Genomic DNA, 16496 nt, shown 5'->3' on the forward strand with positions numbered 1-16496 from the left:
TGAACACCACCTTACGGGACGGCGCGGACCAGCGCAAATCCGTTACTACGCCGTCAGCTCCTGGTGCAGGGCCTCGCTCAGCCGGGCCGCCCGCTCCGCGACCTCCGCCGGACCCAGCTCCACGGCGCGGGCGCACCACCGGCGCCCCTCGGCCAGTTCGCCGCGCCGGGCGGCGAGCAGCGCCAGGCGCAGCGCGGCCCGCCCGTGGCCGGCGCGGGCGGCGCGGCTCCACCACAGGGCGGCCTCCCGCTCGTTGCCGTCGCGGGCGAGCAGCAGCCCCAGGTTGAACGCGCCGTTGCGGCTGCCCGCCTCGGCGGCCTCCCGGTACCAGCGGGCCGCCTCCGCCACGTCGCCGCGTGCGGCGGCGAGCATCCCGACCCGCACCTGGGCGCGGCGGTGCCCCTGCTCGGCGGCCCGCCCGTACCACTCCTCGCACTCGGTCTTCGGCGTCTGCGGCTGGCCGAGCGTGTGCGGCTCGGGCGGCGACTGCCGCGCGTCGAGGACGGTCGCCAGCCGGAACGCCGCCTCGGCGCTGCCGCCGCCCGCGGCGCACCGCAGGTGCCGCTCGGCCTCCTGCTCGTCGCCGTCGCGGAGCCGGGCCATGCCGACCTGGAGGGCCGCCTCCGTGTGCCCGGCCGCCGCGGCCCGCTCGTACCAGCCCAGCGCGGTGCGGTCGTCGCCGCGGCCCGCGTGGAGGATGCCGAGGTTGAACGCGGCGTCGACGCTGCCCGCCTCGGCCGCCTTGGAGAACCACGGCTCCGCCCCGTGCGGGTCGCCCGCCTGGAGCAGGAGGATCGCCAGGGCGTTGGCCGCCTCCCGGTGGCCGGCGTACGCGGCGCGCCGGTACCACTGCTCGGCCTGGGCGGTGCGGCCCTGGGCGGCGGACAGCAGCCCGAGGTTGTAGGCGCCGTTCACGTCGCCCGCGTCCGTGGCCGTGCGGTACCAGCGCTCGGCGGTCTGGTACTCGCCGCGGGCGGCGTGCAGGGCGCCCAGGGCGTTGGCGGCGTTGCCGTCCCCGTCCTGGGCGGCGCGCAGCCACCACACGGCGGCGCTCTCCTCGTCGCCCGCGTCGCGCAGCAGGAAGCCGAGGGCGCAGGCGGCGCGCGACTCGCCCTCCTTCGCGGCCGTCAGGTACCAGCGGCCGGCCTCCTTCACCTCGCCGCGCTTCTCCAGGATCACGCCCAGGTGCAGCGCGGCCCTGCGGTGGCCGCGCGCGGCGGCCTGCCGGTACCACTGCTCGGCCGTCTCCTCGGCCGCCTCCGCCCCGCCGTCGCCGTCGGCCCGCCGCTCCAGGGCGCGGGCGAGCCGGTAGGCGGCCTCGCGGTGGCCCTGCTCGGCGGCGACGCGCAGCCAGCGTTCGGATCCGGCGTCGCCGCGGTGCTCCATGAGGTCGGCGAGGGCGTACGCGCCCAGCGCGTGGCCCTGCTCGGCCGACTGACGCAGCCAGTACTCGGCGGCGGGCTCGTCGCCGCGCTCCCGGTGGTGGCGGCCGAGGGCGTGAGCCGCGGCCGCGGAGCCGGCGACGGCGGCGACGCGCCACCAGCCGGCGGCCTCGTCGGGGTAACCGCGCTGGTGGAGGAGGACGCCCAGGTTGTTGGCGGCGGCGCGGTCACCGGCCGCGGTGGCGGCGCGCAGATAGGGTTCGGCGCCGTCCAGGTCGCCCCGGCGCAGCAGCACGGCGCCGAGGACGCTCATCGACGCGGCGTCCCCGTCCTCGGCGGCCCTCCGGTGCCGCGCCTCGGTCTCGACGGTGTCGGCGGCGGCCTCCGCGAAGTCCATCGCGGCGTCCAGCGCGGCGGGGTCCCAGCCCGCCGTGTTCTCCGGGGGGCGGCGCGGTCGATCGCCTCCGGGGTCCCTCCGGCGTGCCTTCGCTCGAACCGCCCAGTCTCCAAAAGCGCCGCCCTGTCCCCCATGCGTTCCATCGTGGCACCACCCGCAACCCGCCCACACCTGGTATATCGCACCCAGTGGGGTCACTTCAGCGTTTTGTCGACATGCCCACAGAGAGACAAGTCAAACCCGTCGCGCCCGAACTCCCCCCGGAGAGACGGCTTTCGGACCGGCACACGACCAAGGCCCGGATCCTTCGAGGATCCGGGCCTTGGCTTTCAGTAGCGGGGACAGGATTTGAACCTGCGACCTCTGGGTTATGAGCCCAGCGAGCTACCGAGCTGCTCCACCCCGCGCCGTTGTGTGATCCACCGTACCACGGTGCGGGAGGGGCGGTTCGCGGCCCCGCCGCCGGCGCCCGCGGAGGCGCCGGCGGCGGGGCCGCGGCCGGTCAGCCGGTGCCGCCCTGCGCCCCCCGGCCCGTATCCCGGGCGGGAGCGGACGGGGCGGGAGCGGACGGGGCGGTGGTGGACGGGGCGGTGGCGGACGGAGCCGGCGAGGGCTGCGGGTCGGCGGCGCCCTTGCGCCGGGCGTCCGCGTCGGCGGCGCGCCGGAGCGCCTCCGCGAGCGCCTGCTGCGCCTTGCCGTACGCCTCCCAGTCGCCCTTCCTGAGCGCCGTCTCGCCGTCCGTGAACGCCTTCTGGGCGTCCGCGATGGCCTGCTTGAGCGCGGCCTCGCCGGTGACCGGCGGCCTCGGCTGCTGCGGGGTGTCCGACGGCGGCGTCGTGGGCGTCCCGCCCTCCACGCCGAACACCTCGTTGAGCGCGGCCCCGAGGCTGTCCTCGAACCTCGTGATGTCCTTCGTGGCGTCGCCCTCCGGCTTGCTCGCGTCGATGTACGACACGGCCACCTTCTTCAGCAGCGGGTAGAGCGCGCTGCGGCCCTGGGCGTAGACCGGCTCGACGTACAGGAACCCGCCGTCCAGCGGAACGGTGAGCAGGTTGCCGTACTCGATCTCCGAGTCGGCGCCCTTCATGTCCCGGACGAACGTCGCCACGTCGGGCAGGCTGTTGAGCTTGCTCTGCACCTGGGCGGGGCCGGGCACCTCGGACGTGACCCTCAGCAGCCTTATCCGGCCGTAGTCCTTGCTGCCGGCGTCGGCGTCGACGGCCATGAACGCGCCCAGGTTGGGCCGTCCGTTCGGCGTGAACGTCGTCGTCAGCGAGAACCGCTGCCGCTCGTCCCCCGGCATCTTCAGGCTGAGGTAGTACGGCGGGACCGCGTTGCCGTCCTTCTTCGTCGGGTCCGCCGGCACCTGCCACGCGTCGGAGCCGCTGTAGAACTGGGCGGCGTCGCGCACGTGGTACCGGGTCAGCAGCTCGCGCTGGACCTTGAACATGTCCTGCGGGTACCGCAGGTGGGACTTCAGGTCGTCGCTGATGGCGCTCTTCGGCTGCACCGTGCCGGGGAACGCCTTCATCCAGGTCTTGAGGACTGGGTCCTTCGTGTCCCACTGGTACAGCTTCACCGTGCCGTCGTACGCGTCCACGGTGGCCTTCACCGAGTTGCGGATGTAGTTGACCTGGTTCTGCTGGGCCACGACCGTGCGGTTCTGGTTGCCGGCGGTCAGCGAGTCGGCGGTGCTGTCGCCGAGGGTCGTGCGGGAGGCGTAGGGGTAGCCGTTCGTCGTCGTGTAGGCGTCGACGATCCACTGGATGCGGCCGCCGACCACCGCCGGGTACGCGTCGCCGTCGATGGTCAGCCAGGGGGCGACCGCCTCGACGCGCTCCTTGGGCGTGCGGTTGTACAGGATGCGCGAGCCCTCGCCGATGGCTCCCGAATACAGGATCTGCGGCTCGCTGAAGGCCACCGCGTACGCGGCGCGGTTGAACGCGCCGGACAGGCTGACGCCGCTGTCGCCGCGGTAGCTGGTGGTCCGCTCGCCGTTCGCCTCGTAGTCGAGCTCCTTCTGCGGGCCGCCGACGATCGAGTACTGCTCGGTCTTCTCGCCGTAGTAGATCCGCTGCTCGTACGTGGGCATCCGGCCGGAGGTCGGCAGGCCGCTCTCGGTGAAGACCGGGGAGCCCGTGGCGTCCACCGACGTGCCCGTGGCCATGATCGCGCCGTAGCCGTGGGTGTAGGTGAAGTGGTCGTTGATCCAGTTCTGCTTCGGGATGCCCTTGATGTTCAGCTCGCGCAGGCCGACGACGGTGTCCTGGCCCCGGTAGCGGTCGACGTCGAGCGTGACGGGGAACTGGTAGTACTTCCGCTTCTGCTCCAGCTGCTGGAACGTCGGCGAGACGATGTCGGGGTCGACGAGCCGGTAGCTGGCCGCGGCGTCCGAGTCCCGGCGCAGCTGCTCCTTCGACTTGACCGTCGCCTTGCCCGAGTAGTTCTCCGGGACCGTCGTGTCGATCGCGTACGCCTTGCGCGTCGCCTCGATGTTCTTCTTGATGTACGGCGCTTCCTTGGCCTGCTCGTTCGGCTGGACCTGGAACTTCTGCACGATCGCCGGGTACAGGCCGCCGATCAGGATCGCCGACAGCACCATCAGGCCGAAGCCGATGACCGGCAGCTGCCAGGTGCGGCGCCACAGCGTCGCGAAGAACAGCAGGGCGCAGATGACCGCGATGCAGAAGAGGATCGTCTTCGCCGGGAGGTAGGCGTTGGCGTCGACGTACCGCAGGCCCGTCCAGTTGCCCGCGGCCTTGAAGTCGCTGGACTTCACCGCCAGGCCGTAGCGGTCGAGCCAGTACGCGCCGGCCTTCAGCGACACGAAGACGCCGAGCAGCACCGACAGGTGCCCCGTGGCCGCGGCCGTGGCGCGCGCGCCGGGGCTGGTGACGCGCAGCCCGCCGTACAGGTAGTGGGTGAGGGTCGCGGCGATCAGCGACAGCACCGTGGCCGCGAAGCCGAAGCCGAGCAGGAAGCGGTACCAGGGCAGGTCGAACGCGTAGAACGCGACGTCCATCCGGAACTGCGGGTCCTTCACGCCGAAGGGCACGCCGTTCACCCACATGAGCCAGGTGCGCCACTGGCCGGAGGCGGACGCGCCGGCGATCAGGCCGACGAGCGCCGCGACCGCGAGGAGCACCCACTTCTTGTACGGGGCGACGCCCATGCGGTACCGGTCGAGGCTCTGCTGCTCCAGCGACATCGCGCTCAGCGGCGGCCGCAGCCGGTGCGCGAGCCAGATGTTCAGCCCGACGGCCAGGGCCATCAGCAGGCCGAAGACGGCGAACATGCCGACCTTGGTCCACAGCGTGGTGGTGAAGACGGACGAGTAATCGACGGAGCGGTACCAGAGCCAGTCCGTCCAGAACCCGGCGAACATGACGAAGAGCATGGCCAGGACGGCCAGCACCCCCAGTGTCATGAGCAGGGTGCGGGCCCGCCGGGAGGGCCTGCCGACTCTGATCCGTGGCCCGGTCGGGCCTCCGCCTCGGTCCGGCATCTGGAAAGCCAACGTGCGCCCCTCGAGTTCGCGGTCCTGTGTGTCGCCTGCGTGGTTCCGTGGCCCCGGTTCTCCCCGGGCCCCACTGATGCAACTTACTGAAGCTTTACCTGGTTCCCGTCTCCGGGTCGGGAAGAGGCAGGATATTGACCATGTCCAACGTTTCCCCCTCCGGCCCTCCGATGGCCGCCGGCCCGCTCACACGCGCGGTCCTCGAGATCGACGAGTACGCCTCGGGGCTCGGCTGGGACCAGCCGGCCCGCCTGTTCGCCCTGGTCGACACGGCGCGGCTGCGCGCCGACGAGCCGGAACTGGCCGCCCGGCTCGGGCTCGACCCCGGCGGGGCCGCCGCACCGCTCACCCCGATCGTGCAGGACGAGCTGCCGGCCGGGGCCCCGCTGGACGAGTTCCTCGCGACGGTCGCCTGGCCCGACGCGGTCACCGGCTGCGCCCTGACCGTGGAACGGCTGATGCTCCCGCCGTCCGCCGAGGGGTCCGTGCCCGACGGCCTCGACGAAGCGGGGCTCGCGAAGTGGGTCGCGGCCCACCCGGACCGGCAGGAGGTGCGGATGACCGTGGCCGTCCTGCGCGGCGGGGCGCGCGAGTCGGCGATCCGGCTCCGCGAGAAGGACTCCCCCACGGAGGTGCTGACCGGATCCGACCTGGTGCCGGGGCTGGCGGAGGCGCTGGCCGCCACGTTCGAGGGCTGATCCCGGGCCGTCGGCTCCGGCCTGGTGCCGGGGGTGCGGAGCGGGGGCGGCGGGGACCCCGCCCCGGCTGCGTCCCCGGCTCCGGCCTCAGCTCCGCGAGCAGGTGGGGAGGGCCGCGGTGTCGCCCTCGCGCACCTTCTCCAGCGACTCCACCGCGTCCGCGATCGTGTCCACCCTGATCAGCCTCAGCCCGTCCGGGGTGTCCGCCGCGGCGGCCGGGCAGTTGGCGGCGGGGGGTGAGGAAGTACGTCGCCCCGGCGTCGCGCGCGCCCACCAGCTTCATCTCGATGCCGCCGATCGGGCCCACCTCGCCGGTCTCGTCGATGGTGCCCGTGCCGGCGACGAAGCGGCCGCCCGTCAGGGCGCCGGGGGTCAGCTTGTCGACGATGCCGAGGGCGAACATCAGGCCGGCGCTCGGCCCGCCCACGTCGTCGAGCCTGATGTCGATCCGGAAGGGGAAGGTGTGGTCCGTGCCGGCCCGGATGCCGACGACGGCCCGGTCGGCGTCCTCCGCCCGCCTGGTCGTGACGGTGACCTCCTCGGTGGTGGCCGGCTCGCGGCCGGCCTTCTCCGCCGCGGCGGCGTCCGCGGCCGGGACGACGGTGAAGCCGACCGGCTTCCCCGGCCGCCGCTCGGTGACGATCTCCGCCACGTCCCCCGGTTCCCGCACGGGCTTGCCGTCGACCTCCCTGATGACGTCGCCGGCGTGCAGCCTCCCCTCGGCGGGGCTGCCCTTCTGGACGGACGAGACGACCACGCGGGAGGCCACGGGGAGCCCGAGCTGCCGGAGCGCGGCGACGCGGGCGCTCTCCTGGGACTGGCTGAACTCCTCGGCGTTCTCCTGGGTGGCCTGCTCCTCCGTCTTGCCGTCCGGGTAGAGGGTGTCGTGCGGGACGACGACGCTGTCGTGGGCGAGCCAGCCGGCGACGGCCTCGGCCAGGTTCATCCGGTACTCCGCACCGGTGACCCTGACGGTGGTCATGTTCAGATGGCCGGATGTGGGGTACGTCTCGTGGCCGGAGATCCGCAGCACCGGCTCGCCGCCGGAGTCGCCCAGCGTGTTGACCGTGGGACCGGGGCTCATCTCGGAGTAGGGCACCGGGATGAGCACTCCCGCACAGAGCAGCGCGATCAGGGCGAGGGCGGCGGCGAGCATCGTCACGGTGCGGCGTGGCATGGAACGACAGTACGGGACCGGTTCGCCCGTGCACTCCCGGGGCCGCCGTCCGGGGTGATCGTCAGATGGATCCGTCGCGTGGGAGGGGCTTCTCCATCGCGTCGCGGAAGCGCGCGTAGCCGTCCAGCCCGGCCGTGTCCTCGGTGCTGCGGCTCCGTGCCGCCCAGCCGCCCCATATCGTGGCGCCGACGGTGGCCGAGAGCGGTATCAACAACCAGGCGAGTGCTGCCATCACAACCTCCCCAGGTGAAAGCGGCCGGCCGATCAGGGGATCGACCGGCTCTCCCCTCCACGCTGCTGCCGGGGAGGGCGTTGCGCAAATCGGGCTAAGGGCGGCGCCCCGGCGGGTCAGCAGGAGCCGACCCACTCCTCGGTGCCGTCGGAGAAGCGCTGGTGCTTCCAGATCGGGACCTCGTGCTTGAGATCGTCGATCAGCCTCCGGCACGCCGCGAACGCCTCCGCGCGGTGCGGGCACGACACGGCGACGACCACCGCGAGGTCGCCGACCGCCAGGTCGCCGACGCGGTGGACGGCGGCGAGGGCGCGTACGGGGAAGTCCGCGGCCACCTTCTCCGCCACCCGCCGAAGCTCGGCCTCGGCGGTGGGGTGGCCGGAGTAGCCGAGGGCGTCCACGGCGGCGCCGCCGTCGTGGTCGCGCACGGTCCCGACGAAGAGGGCGGTGCCGCCGGCGCCGGCGTCGCCGACGGCCCGGAACACCTCGTCGAGGGAGAGCGGCGTGTCGCGGATCGCCAGGAGCCGGATCGGCTGGTCGGCGGCGCGCTCGCCGGGGTGGTCGGAGCGGAGGGCCATGCCTCCATCGTGCCGTACGCCCCGCCCCGGGAAACCGCCCCCTCGGCCCGGCGGGCACACCGCGGCCGGAGGCGCCCCGCGGGGTTCGCGCCCCGTGTCACAGGCCCCGGCGGCGGCGCGCCCGGCGGACGAGGGCGGCCGTGCCGAGGAGGGCCACCGTGGCGCCCGCCGCGCCCGCGGCCGTGGCGTCCTTGCGGCCGAGGCGGCGGCCGGCGACGGTGTGGCGGCCGGCGACCTCCTCCAGGAGGGCGGCCAGCACCTCCTCGTTGGTCCAGGCCGGCCGCCAGCCGGCGTCGTGGAGCCGGCCGACGCTCACCACCCACGGGTGCATCGTGTACGTGAGGTCGCCGGCCGGCGACGGGGTGAGGCCGATGCGGTGCAGCCGGGTCGCCGCTCCCAGGGCGACGGCGGACGGCAGCTCCATCCGCCGGATGCCGCTGAGCGCCTCGACCTCCTCCTGCTCCAGCCACCCGTCGCAGCCGACGGCGAACTCCCCCGTCGACCTTCTCCAGCGCCGCGTACTCGAGGGCGCTCACCAGGTCCTCGACGTGGCAGAACTGCCAGGCAGGCCGGGACCCGGCCACGACCAGCAGCCGGGGCGACTCGAAGTAGCGGGTCAGGGCGGTGTCGGTGCCGCCGACGAGGACGGCGGGGCGCACGACGGTGACGTTGAGCCCCGGATGCGCGCGGGGTGCCCGGCGCGCCAGGCGCTCGATCTCCAGCAGGTCGCCCACCCCGGTCGCCTCGGCGGTGGCCCGCAGCTCGGCGTCCTCGGAGAGGGGGATGTCGTTGTCGGGGGAGGGCGCCGTACACCATGGCGGAGGTGCACAGGACGACGCGGCGGACCCCTGCCGCCGCGGCGGCCGTGAGCACCGTCTGGGTGCCGCGCACGTTGTACGCGCTGCGGGCGGCGGGGTCGGTCTCCAGGTCGAGGTCGAGTGCCAGGTGCACCACGACGTCCGCGCCGCGCAGCTTCTCGGCGATGGCCGGGTCCCGTACGTCCAGCGTGTGCCACAGCGCCTCGGGGACCTCGCCGCGGCGCTCGTCGATCGCGACGACCTGCCTGACCTCCCCGGACGCGGCGAGGCTCCGGGTCAGCAGGTCGCCGACGCCGGACGCGGCGCCCGTGACCGCGACGACGGGGCCCCGGGCGGCCGGCGGGATTGAGCGGTTTCGCGCTGCGCGAACCCGCGGATCTGGGGAACTCACCAGGCGTCTCCAGCGGTTGTCTTCAGTACGTACGCGGACGACGCGTACGTACCAGGTGACGTCCATCCTGCCGCAGCCGGCGCCCGAACAGAGCACCGAGCCCCGGACCCGGCCGGGATGTCTACGCTGGGTGTGATGTCGGGCAACCGCCGCCGGCACGAGGCCGGCGGCCCAACGAGCCGAGGAAACCCGTGAGCGACACCCCATTCGGATTCGGTCTTCCGCCGGAGGAGCCGGACGACGGCGACCAGGGCAGGAAGAAGCCCGAGGGTGGCGCCGGCCCCTTCGGGTTCGGCGGTCCGCCCGGCGGCCAGGGCGGCGCGGACAACCCGCTCGCCGCGATGTTCGGGTCGTTCGATCCGGCCGACCTGGGTGCGGCCTTCCAGCAGCTGGGCCGGATGCTGAGCTACGAGGGCGGTCCCGTGAACTGGGACATGGCCAAGCAGATCGCCCGCCAGGCGGTCTCCCAGGGCACCCCGGACGGCACGAAGGACGCCAGCGTGGGCCCCGCCGAGCGGAAGGCCGTCGAGGAGGCCGTGCGCCTGGCCGACCTGTGGCTGGACGGCGCGACGTCCCTGCCCTCCGGGTCGGCCACCGCGGTCGCCTGGTCGCGCGCGGAGTGGGTCGAGGCGACGCTGCCCGCCTGGCGGCAGCTCGTCGACCCGGTCGCGGAGCGCGTCGGCACGGCCATGGGCGACGTGCTGCCGCAGGAGATGCAGGCGATGGCGGGGCCGCTGATCGGCATGATGCGCTCCATGGGCGGCGCCATGTTCGGCCAGCAGATCGGCCGGGCCGTGGGCGTCCTCGCCGGCGAGGTGGTCGGGTCCACCGACATCGGCCTGCCCCTCGGCCCGTCCGGGCAGGCCGCGCTGCTGCCGCTGAACGTCACGGCGCTCGGCCGCGACCTGAGCGTCCCGCCGGACGAGGTGCGGCTGTACCTGGCGCTGCGCGAGGCGGCCCACCAGCGCCTCTTCGCCCACGTACCGTGGCTGCGCTCGCACCTGTTCGGCGCGGTCGACGGCTACGCGCGCGGGATCAAGGTCGACACGTCCAAGCTGGAGGACGCGGTCGCGCAGCTCGACCCGTCCAATCCCGAGCAGCTCCAGGAGGCCCTGCAGCAGGGCATGTTCCAGCCGGAGGACACGGCCGAGCAGAAGGCGGCCCTGGCCCGGCTGGAGACGGCGCTCGCGCTGGTCGAGGGCTGGGTGGACGCGGTGGTGCACGCGGCGGCCGGTTCCCGGCTGACCTCGGCGGACGCGCTGCGCGAGACGCTGCGCCGGCGCCGCGCCTCGGGCGGTCCCGCGGAGCAGACCTTCGCGACGCTGATCGGCCTGCAGCTGCGGCCGCGCCGGCTGCGGGACGCCTCGCGGCTGTGGGCGTCGCTCACCGACGCGCGCGGCGTCGACGGCCGGGACGCCCTGTGGGCGCACCCCGACATGCTGCCGACGGCCGCGGACCTGGACGATCCCGACGGCTTCGTCCACCGGGAGCAGATGGACTTCTCCGAGCTGGACAGGATGCTCGGCGAGGCCGCCGACCGGCCCGGCGAGAGCGACGGGGACGACGCCGACAAGTGAGCCTGCACGACGACGCGGTCCTCGTACTGGAGGGGTACGGGGAGCAGGAGGAGCTGCGACGCGCGTACCTGGACCACCTCGCGGCGCACGGGGACGCCGTGTGGAGGTCCTGCGCGGCCGGGCACCTCACGGCCAGCGCGCTGGTGGTGGACCCGAAGCGCGGCCGGGTGCTGCTGACCCTGCACCGGAAGCTGCGCATGTGGCTCCAGATGGGCGGTCACTGCGAGCCGGGTGACCGCACGATGGCGGCCGCGGCCCTGCGCGAGGCGGCCGAGGAGTCCGGGGTCCCGGGCCTGGCGCTGCTGCCGGGCGGCCCGGTGCGGCTGGACCGGCACCCGACGCCCTGCGCCTGGCACCTGGACGTGCAGTACGCGGCGGTGGCGCCGCCGGACGCGGTGGAGGCGATCAGCGACGAGTCCCTGGACCTGCGCTGGTTCCCGTACGACGACGTGTCCCGGGTGGCCGACGGGTCGGTGGTCCGGCTGCTGGAGCGGACCCTGGCCCGCCTGTAGTCCCGGGCGGGGCGGGCGGCGGCCGCGCGTGCGGCCGCCCCCGTCCCGGTCGCGGCGGTTCCGCCGCGCCCCCGGGCGCCGGTCAGTTCCAGGCGTTGTCCTGGTTCCGGCCGTGTGCGCCCTGCTGGCCCACGCCGAACTGGGCGGCGACGCCCTGCCCGATCTGCGCGTTCTGCGGGGGCATCACCTCGCTGGGCTGGACGAGGGCGAAGCCCTGGCCCAGGAAGTTCAGCTCCCAGCCCTCACCGGTGTTGCCGCGGCGCCGGCGGACGTTCGACGAGTGGGTCTGCGCCTGCATCTGCACGCGCAGCGACGACGACCAGGCGACGATCGCGTCCGCGTCGACGTTGACGTACTTGTCCGGGGTGACCTGGAGCATCAGCGGCTGACCGGACGTCATGAGGGCGACCCGGCCGCGGCCGGAGATGTTCAGCTGGTACTTGCCGGAGCCGGAGATGCCGTACTGGCTGTCCACGGCGATGACCTCGGTGTGCAGCGCCGAGTCGAGCGCCAGCACGTAGGCGCTGTCCACGGTCAACCCCTCCTGGTCGACGTCCACGACGTGGATGTGCTGCGCCAGGTTGGCGAGGTAGACGGTGCCCTGCCCGGAGCAGCGCATCAGGTCGAGCCCCTCGCCGGTGCGGGCGCGGGCCGTGCGCTGGGCCTGGTTCTGGTACTCGCCGTCGAAGTCCATCAGCCCCTGGTACGCCACCATGGCGCCCTTGCGGGCGAGGACGTCGTCGTGCCCGGTGAGGGCGACCCGCAGCAGCTGCGGGTTCTGCACGGTGTACCGCTCCTGGCTCTGCTGTTCCGTGTGGCTGAAAAGCGGGCTCTGCATGATCTGTTTCGCTCCCCCCGGCTCAGTGCCGGATCCGCAGGCGGTCGGTGCTGTCCTCGCTCGGCTGCACGACGACGACGCCCTGGCCCGAGAAGGCCATCTGGTACGCCTCGCCGCTGCCCCGCCCGATCAGGGAGGACGCCTTGAAGCTGCGCTTGCCCTTCACCTTCAGCGCCGGCGACCAGGCGACGAGCGCGTCCGGGTCGACGTACGTCTCGTCGTCGCCGCGTCCGCAGTCGACGACGACCGGCGTGCCGCGCGAGGTGAGCGCGACCCAGCCGGTGCCGGCGATCCGCACGTTCCACAGGCCCTGGCCGGCGAACTTCGCCATCCCCTTGACCCGTTCGACGCCCCACTGGAGGTGGGCGTCGAAGGCGAGGACGTTGGTGCCGTTGACGGACAGGGCGTCGTTGTCGAGGTGGACGACGACCACGTCGGCGCCGTAGTCGGCCAGGTAGAGCAGGCCGTCGCCGGAGCACTTCATCAGGGGCGCGCCCTCGCCGGTGACCCACGAGGAGGCGATCTGCCGCACGGCGGGCGGGTTCGGCTCGTACTGGACGAAGCCCTCGTACGCGACGACCGACCCGGTGCGGGCGAACAGGTCCTGGCCGGTGGCCATGGCGACCTTCAGCATGGCGTTGCCGTGGTTCTCCATGCGTACCGCGGCCGGGGTCGGGGCGTAGCCCGCGAGCTGCTGGTTCATTCTTCGGGCTCCCTCAGACCTCGTACGGCTGGACGACGATGAAGTTGCCGGGGGCGCCCCGGAACTGGAGGTTCACGGTCTCTCCGCTGTGGCCCGGGTAGGCGTTGCGGCGCAGCCTGACCTGGCTGGAGAGGACCACCTGGGAGGCGGCCGACCAGGCCACGACGGCGTTGCAGTCGGCGAAGGTGGTCGGCGTGACCGGCAGGACGACCGGGATGCCCTGCGTCTTCACGACGACCGTGCCGGTGCCCTGGAACAGCATCGTGAACAGCGCGCCGCCGGGGATGCCGTGGCCCTCGATGCGGCGGACCTCGTGGTGCAGCGACTCGTCGAACGCGAGGACGTTCTCGGCGGAGACGCAGATCCCGTCGCCCTGGAGCTCGACGGGGTGCAGGTGGGCGCTGTTCTCGGCGAGGAACACCTGGCCGCGGCCGGTGCAGCGCATCAGCTGCATCTCCTGGCCGGTGGCGTTGCCGACGACGCGGCCGGTGAACCCGGCGCCCTTGTAGCCGAAGTCGACCTTGCCCTGGTACATGACCATGCTGCCCTGGCGGGCGAGCACCGGGGTCTGCCCCATGGCCAGGTCGACCCGCATGAGCTGGGCGTTCTGCGGCGTCCATCGCTGCCCCGTGGGCGTCTCCCGGTACTTCCGGATCGCCGCCGCGAGCCCCGCGCCCCGCGGCGCCGCGTGCGGTGCGCCGGTCGGCATGCCCGCGGGCGGCTGCTGGCCGTACGGGGCGGGTGCGCCGTACGGGGCGGGGGCGGGTGCGCCGGGCGGCATGCCCGCGGGCGGCTGCTGGCCGTACGGGGCGGGGGCGCCGTACGGCGGCGTCTGGCCGGGTACGGGGGCGTGGGTTTGCCGGGGGTGCGGGGCCGGGGGCGGCGTGGGCGCCTGCGGGGCCGGGGCGTGCGCCGCGGCCGGGGCCTGCGGGACCAGGGGGCCCGCCATGGTGGGCTGGGCGTACAGCGGCTGCTGCGGCTGCGCGGGGGCCGGGGCCTGCGGCGGGGCCGGAGCCGCGAACGCGGGTGCGGGCCGGGCCGGGGCGGGGCCGCCGGGCGGGGGCGCGAAGCCGGGGGCCGCCTGCGGCTGCGCCTGGGACCCGGGCGCCTGGTGGGGCTGCTCCTCCTCCAGGACCTCACCGCCGAAGTTCTTCAGCAGCGCCTCCAGCCCGCCGTCGAAGCCCTGGCCGACCGCGGCGAAGCGCCAGCCGTCCTTGCGGTAGAAGTCGCCCAGCATGACCGCGCGCTCGGTGCTGAACTCGGCGCCGCCGAAGGCGTAGCGCGCGACCTCCTCACCGCCCGCGACGATCCGGATGTACCCCGGTGCGACCTGCGACATCTGCCCCGCGCCGTCGATCGTCGCCGTGAAGGACAGCTTGTGGATCGCCTCGGGGACGCGGTCGAGCGTGACGCGGAACGACTCGGTGTCGCCGGCCTGCGCGCCGAGCAGCTGGACGGATCCCTCGGGGGTCTTCGGCTGGTTGAAGAAGACGAAGTACCGGTCGTCGGAGAGCCGCTCGTCGGCGTCGAGGCCGAAGCAGCTGATGTCGAAGGTCAGCCCGGGACCCGTGATCTGCACGCCGACGTACAGATCGGTCCCGGCCGTCAGATCACTGATCCGGGCCTTGTGGCCCCGTTGGAATTCCCTGGCCATGCGTTACGACCGTCCCCCATCCCGGATTGGTGTGCGTCGCGCCAGGCTAACGGCTGGGTACGACGGGGGACCACGTCGGCGGCCGGCTCGGTACGGACTCGGTACACGGCCGGTGGCCGTCAGGTGCCGGGCTCTCGCGGAGGGCGGGGCGGACGGTCGACGGCGGCGGCGCCCTCCAGGTAGCCCCGCGCGCGCTCCGTCCGGGGGTACGGCTCCAGGAGCCGCCAGAAGCGGGGGCCGTGCCCGGGGACGAGCAGGTGCGCCAGCTCGTGCAGGAGGACGTAGTCGACGACGTACTCGGGCATGCCCTGGAGCCGGTGCGACAGGCGGATGCTGCCCTCGGCGGGGGTGCAGGAGCCCCAGCGGGTGTTCTGGTTGGTGACCCAGCGCACGGACGCCGGCCGCGCCCGGCCGCCGAGGTACTGGGCGGACAGCCGCTCGGCGCGCGCGGCCAGTTCGGAGTCGCCGGGACGGCGTCTGCTCTCCTGGGCGGCGAGCTTGTCGAGCATGACGTCGACCCAGCGCCGCTCCTCCGTCTCGGGCATCCGGGCGGGGATGAGGACGACGACCCGGTCGCCCTCCCGGTAGGCGGAGACGGTCCGGCGGCGCCGGGAGCTCCTGCGCACCTCGACGGCGGACGTCCGTCCGGCTCGGGCCGGGTCGCAGGCCGGGCTGTACTGGGGGTCGGCGGGCACGTCCCGACCGTACCCGCCCGCCCCGGAGGAATCCTCCGGCGGGGCGGTTCGCACACCGTCCGTCCACAGGTCGGACCATTCGTATGACGAAACGCCCGGCGTTGTGGACGGCGCTCCGCGGGGGTGGCGGCACCGGGGGATGCTGTCGGCGTGGTCGACGAGGGGGGCGGAGATGCGTCCGATGGTGAGACCGGCACTGCGCCGTGCCTGGCGTGACCTTCGGTACGTGCAGTTCGGCGTGGCGTCCGCGCACGCGGTCGTGGTGGGACCGGTGGACACGACGACCGGGAGCGTGCTGGAGCTGCTGGACGGGACGCGCGGTCTGCCGCTGCTGCGGAAGGAGGCACGCGGCCTCGGGGTACCGGACGCCTGGCTGGACGCACTGCTGAACCGGCTGGCGCGGGCCGGGCTGCTGGAGGACACGGCGGCGGACGGCCGGGGAGCCGACGCGCTGCGGTGGGGGGCGGGGGCGCTCGACCGGTTGCGCGCCGACCTCGGATCGCTGTCGGTGGTGCACCGGGGGCCGGGTGAGCCCCTGCGGCGGCTGGCGGCGCGCAGCGGTGTGCGGGTGCAGGTCCGGGGCGCGGGCCGGGTGGGGGCGGCGGTCGCGGCGCTCCTGTCGGCGGCGGGCGTGGGCCGCGTGGACGTGCTGGACGGCGGGCGGGTGCAGCCGTGGGACGTGGCGCCGGGCGGGCTGCCGCCCGAGTCGGTCGGGGAGCGGCGGGACGCGGCGGCCCGCCGGCTGGTGGCGCGGTCGGCGCCGGGCGGCCGCGCGGCCCGGGCGGGCGGGCCGGAGCCGGGGCTGTCGCTGGTGGTCGTCGCGCCGCGGGACGGTCTCGCGGCCTACGCCCCGGATCCGGTGGCGGCCGGCGCGTGGGTGGGCACGGGGATCCCGCACCTGTTCGCGGGGGTGCTGGAGGCGACGGGGGTGGTGGGGCCGCTGGTGCTGCCCGGGGGCTCGGCGTGCGCGCGGTGCCTGGAGCTGGGCCGGGTGGACGCCGATCCCGCCTGGCCCCGGCTGATGGCGCAGTGGAGGTCGGGCCGCCGGAGCGGTGCCGCTCCGGCCTGTGACGCGGGGCTGGCGGCGTCGGTGGCCGGGCTGGCCGCCGCGCACGCGCTGGCCTTCCTCGACGGGGACGTGCCGGCGAGCGCGGGCGCCCGGTGGGAGGTGTCGTCGCCGCTGCTGCGGTGGCGGGCGTCGGTCGTGCGGCCGCACGGGGGGTGCCCGTGCGGGGCGGCGGAGGGGGAGGAGGACCGGGTGGGACGGGAGCGGGCCTCGGCGGCTCTGGACGGGCAGGACACAATGGCGGGATAGCCGCCGTCGGCG

12 protein-coding genes, 1 tRNA gene and 2 pseudogenes are annotated in these 16496 nt (G+C 74.4%); 4 read left to right on the forward strand and 11 right to left on the reverse strand.

Features of this window, described 5'->3' with window-relative positions; translation table 11 throughout:
* Positions 1–45: 45 nt before the first annotated feature.
* From LUW75_RS06470 to LUW75_RS06480, 3 genes are all read right to left on the reverse strand, one after another.
* A complete protein-coding gene (locus tag LUW75_RS06470; protein WP_250334763.1) occupies positions 46–1779 on the reverse strand; it encodes a tetratricopeptide repeat protein in 1734 nt (577 codons plus the stop codon).
* Positions 1780–2112: 333 nt separating this feature from the next.
* Positions 2113–2186, reverse strand: a tRNA-Met gene (locus LUW75_RS06475).
* 95 nt (positions 2187–2281) lie between these two features.
* Entirely contained in the window at positions 2282–5284 is a 3003-nt protein-coding gene (locus LUW75_RS06480) for a UPF0182 family membrane protein (protein WP_250337572.1), read from the reverse strand.
* Positions 5285–5436: 152 nt separating this feature from the next.
* Here LUW75_RS06480 and LUW75_RS06485 point away from each other — a divergent pair, with 152 nt between their 5' ends.
* Complete coding sequence (locus LUW75_RS06485; RefSeq protein ID WP_250334764.1) at positions 5437–5994, forward strand: PPA1309 family protein; 558 nt, start codon at positions 5437–5439, stop codon at positions 5992–5994.
* Between the two features lie 87 nt (positions 5995–6081).
* Here LUW75_RS06485 and LUW75_RS06490 read toward each other — a convergent pair.
* The 4 genes and pseudogenes from LUW75_RS06490 to LUW75_RS06505 all read right to left on the reverse strand — a co-directional run bounded on the left by LUW75_RS06490 (position 6082) and on the right by LUW75_RS06505 (position 9190).
* A pseudogene (locus LUW75_RS06490) lies at positions 6082–7171 on the reverse strand (YlbL family protein).
* Between the two features lie 61 nt (positions 7172–7232).
* Complete coding sequence (locus LUW75_RS06495) at positions 7233–7403, reverse strand: hypothetical protein (RefSeq protein ID WP_250334765.1); 171 nt, start codon at positions 7401–7403, stop codon at positions 7233–7235.
* 116 nt (positions 7404–7519) lie between these two features.
* Positions 7520–7981 carry a molybdenum cofactor biosynthesis protein MoaE gene (locus LUW75_RS06500; protein ID WP_250334766.1) on the reverse strand — a complete coding sequence of 154 codons (462 nt, stop codon included), beginning with the start codon at positions 7979–7981 and terminating at the stop codon, positions 7520–7522.
* Between the two features lie 97 nt (positions 7982–8078).
* Positions 8079–9190 (reverse strand): annotated as a pseudogene (locus LUW75_RS06505) (SDR family oxidoreductase).
* Positions 9191–9381: 191 nt separating this feature from the next.
* Between LUW75_RS06505 and LUW75_RS06510 the strand changes: the two are divergent.
* Together LUW75_RS06510 and LUW75_RS06515 are read left to right on the forward strand one after the other, a co-directional pair.
* Positions 9382–10767: a zinc-dependent metalloprotease gene (locus tag LUW75_RS06510; RefSeq protein WP_250334767.1), complete on the forward strand. Its 1386-nt coding sequence runs from the start codon at positions 9382–9384 to the stop codon at positions 10765–10767.
* On the forward strand, positions 10764–11279 hold the full coding sequence (locus tag LUW75_RS06515) for an NUDIX hydrolase (protein WP_250334768.1): 516 nt from the start codon (positions 10764–10766) through the stop codon (positions 11277–11279). The genes LUW75_RS06510 and LUW75_RS06515 overlap by 4 nt, the downstream gene beginning before the upstream one ends.
* An 82-nt stretch (positions 11280–11361) precedes the next feature.
* On the opposite strand, the gene LUW75_RS06520 is transcribed toward LUW75_RS06515, so the two are convergent.
* The 4 genes from LUW75_RS06520 to LUW75_RS06535 form a co-directional block, all read right to left on the reverse strand.
* Entirely contained in the window at positions 11362–12117 is a 756-nt protein-coding gene (locus LUW75_RS06520) for an AIM24 family protein (protein WP_250334769.1), read from the reverse strand.
* A 22-nt stretch (positions 12118–12139) separates the two neighbouring features.
* Positions 12140–12820 carry an AIM24 family protein gene (locus tag LUW75_RS06525; protein WP_250334770.1) on the reverse strand — a complete coding sequence of 227 codons (681 nt, stop codon included), beginning with the start codon at positions 12818–12820 and terminating at the stop codon, positions 12140–12142.
* A gap of 13 nt (positions 12821–12833) precedes the next feature.
* Positions 12834–14474: a TerD family protein gene (locus LUW75_RS06530; RefSeq protein ID WP_250334771.1), complete on the reverse strand. Its 1641-nt coding sequence runs from the start codon at positions 14472–14474 to the stop codon at positions 12834–12836.
* 119 nt (positions 14475–14593) lie between these two features.
* Positions 14594–15169 carry a M48 metallopeptidase family protein gene (locus LUW75_RS06535; protein WP_250334772.1) on the reverse strand — a complete coding sequence of 192 codons (576 nt, stop codon included), beginning with the start codon at positions 15167–15169 and terminating at the stop codon, positions 14594–14596.
* 172 nt (positions 15170–15341) lie between these two features.
* Between LUW75_RS06535 and LUW75_RS06540 the strand changes: the two genes are divergently transcribed.
* Entirely contained in the window at positions 15342–16484 is a 1143-nt protein-coding gene (locus LUW75_RS06540) for a ThiF family adenylyltransferase (RefSeq protein ID WP_250334773.1), read from the forward strand.
* Positions 16485–16496 lie beyond the last annotated feature (12 nt).

It is taken from the genome of Streptomyces sp. MRC013 (assembly GCF_023614235.1).
In the GTDB taxonomy this organism is placed as follows: Bacteria; Actinomycetota; Actinomycetes; order Streptomycetales; family Streptomycetaceae; genus Streptomyces.

Bases quoted from the DNA above. Each gene is read 5' to 3' on its own strand.
- LUW75_RS06500 (WP_250334766.1), bottom strand. From the start codon at position 7,981: ATGGCCCTCCGCTCCGACCACCCCGGCGAGCGCGCCGCCGACCAGCCG.
- LUW75_RS06470 (WP_250334763.1), bottom strand. From the start codon at position 1,779: ATGGACTTCGCGGAGGCCGCCGCCGACACCGTCGAGACCGAGGCGCGG.
- LUW75_RS06540 (WP_250334773.1), top strand. From the start codon at position 15,342: ATGCGTCCGATGGTGAGACCGGCACTGCGCCGTGCCTGGCGTGACCTT.
- LUW75_RS06520 (WP_250334769.1), bottom strand. From the start codon at position 12,117: ATGCAGAGCCCGCTTTTCAGCCACACGGAACAGCAGAGCCAGGAGCGG.
- LUW75_RS06485 (WP_250334764.1), top strand. From the start codon at position 5,437: ATGTCCAACGTTTCCCCCTCCGGCCCTCCGATGGCCGCCGGCCCGCTC.
- LUW75_RS06530 (WP_250334771.1), bottom strand. From the start codon at position 14,474: ATGGCCAGGGAATTCCAACGGGGCCACAAGGCCCGGATCAGTGATCTG.
- LUW75_RS06525 (WP_250334770.1), bottom strand. From the start codon at position 12,820: ATGAACCAGCAGCTCGCGGGCTACGCCCCGACCCCGGCCGCGGTACGC.
- LUW75_RS06495 (WP_250334765.1), bottom strand. From the start codon at position 7,403: ATGGCAGCACTCGCCTGGTTGTTGATACCGCTCTCGGCCACCGTCGGC.
- LUW75_RS06480 (WP_250337572.1), bottom strand. From the start codon at position 5,284: ATGCCGGACCGAGGCGGAGGCCCGACCGGGCCACGGATCAGAGTCGGC.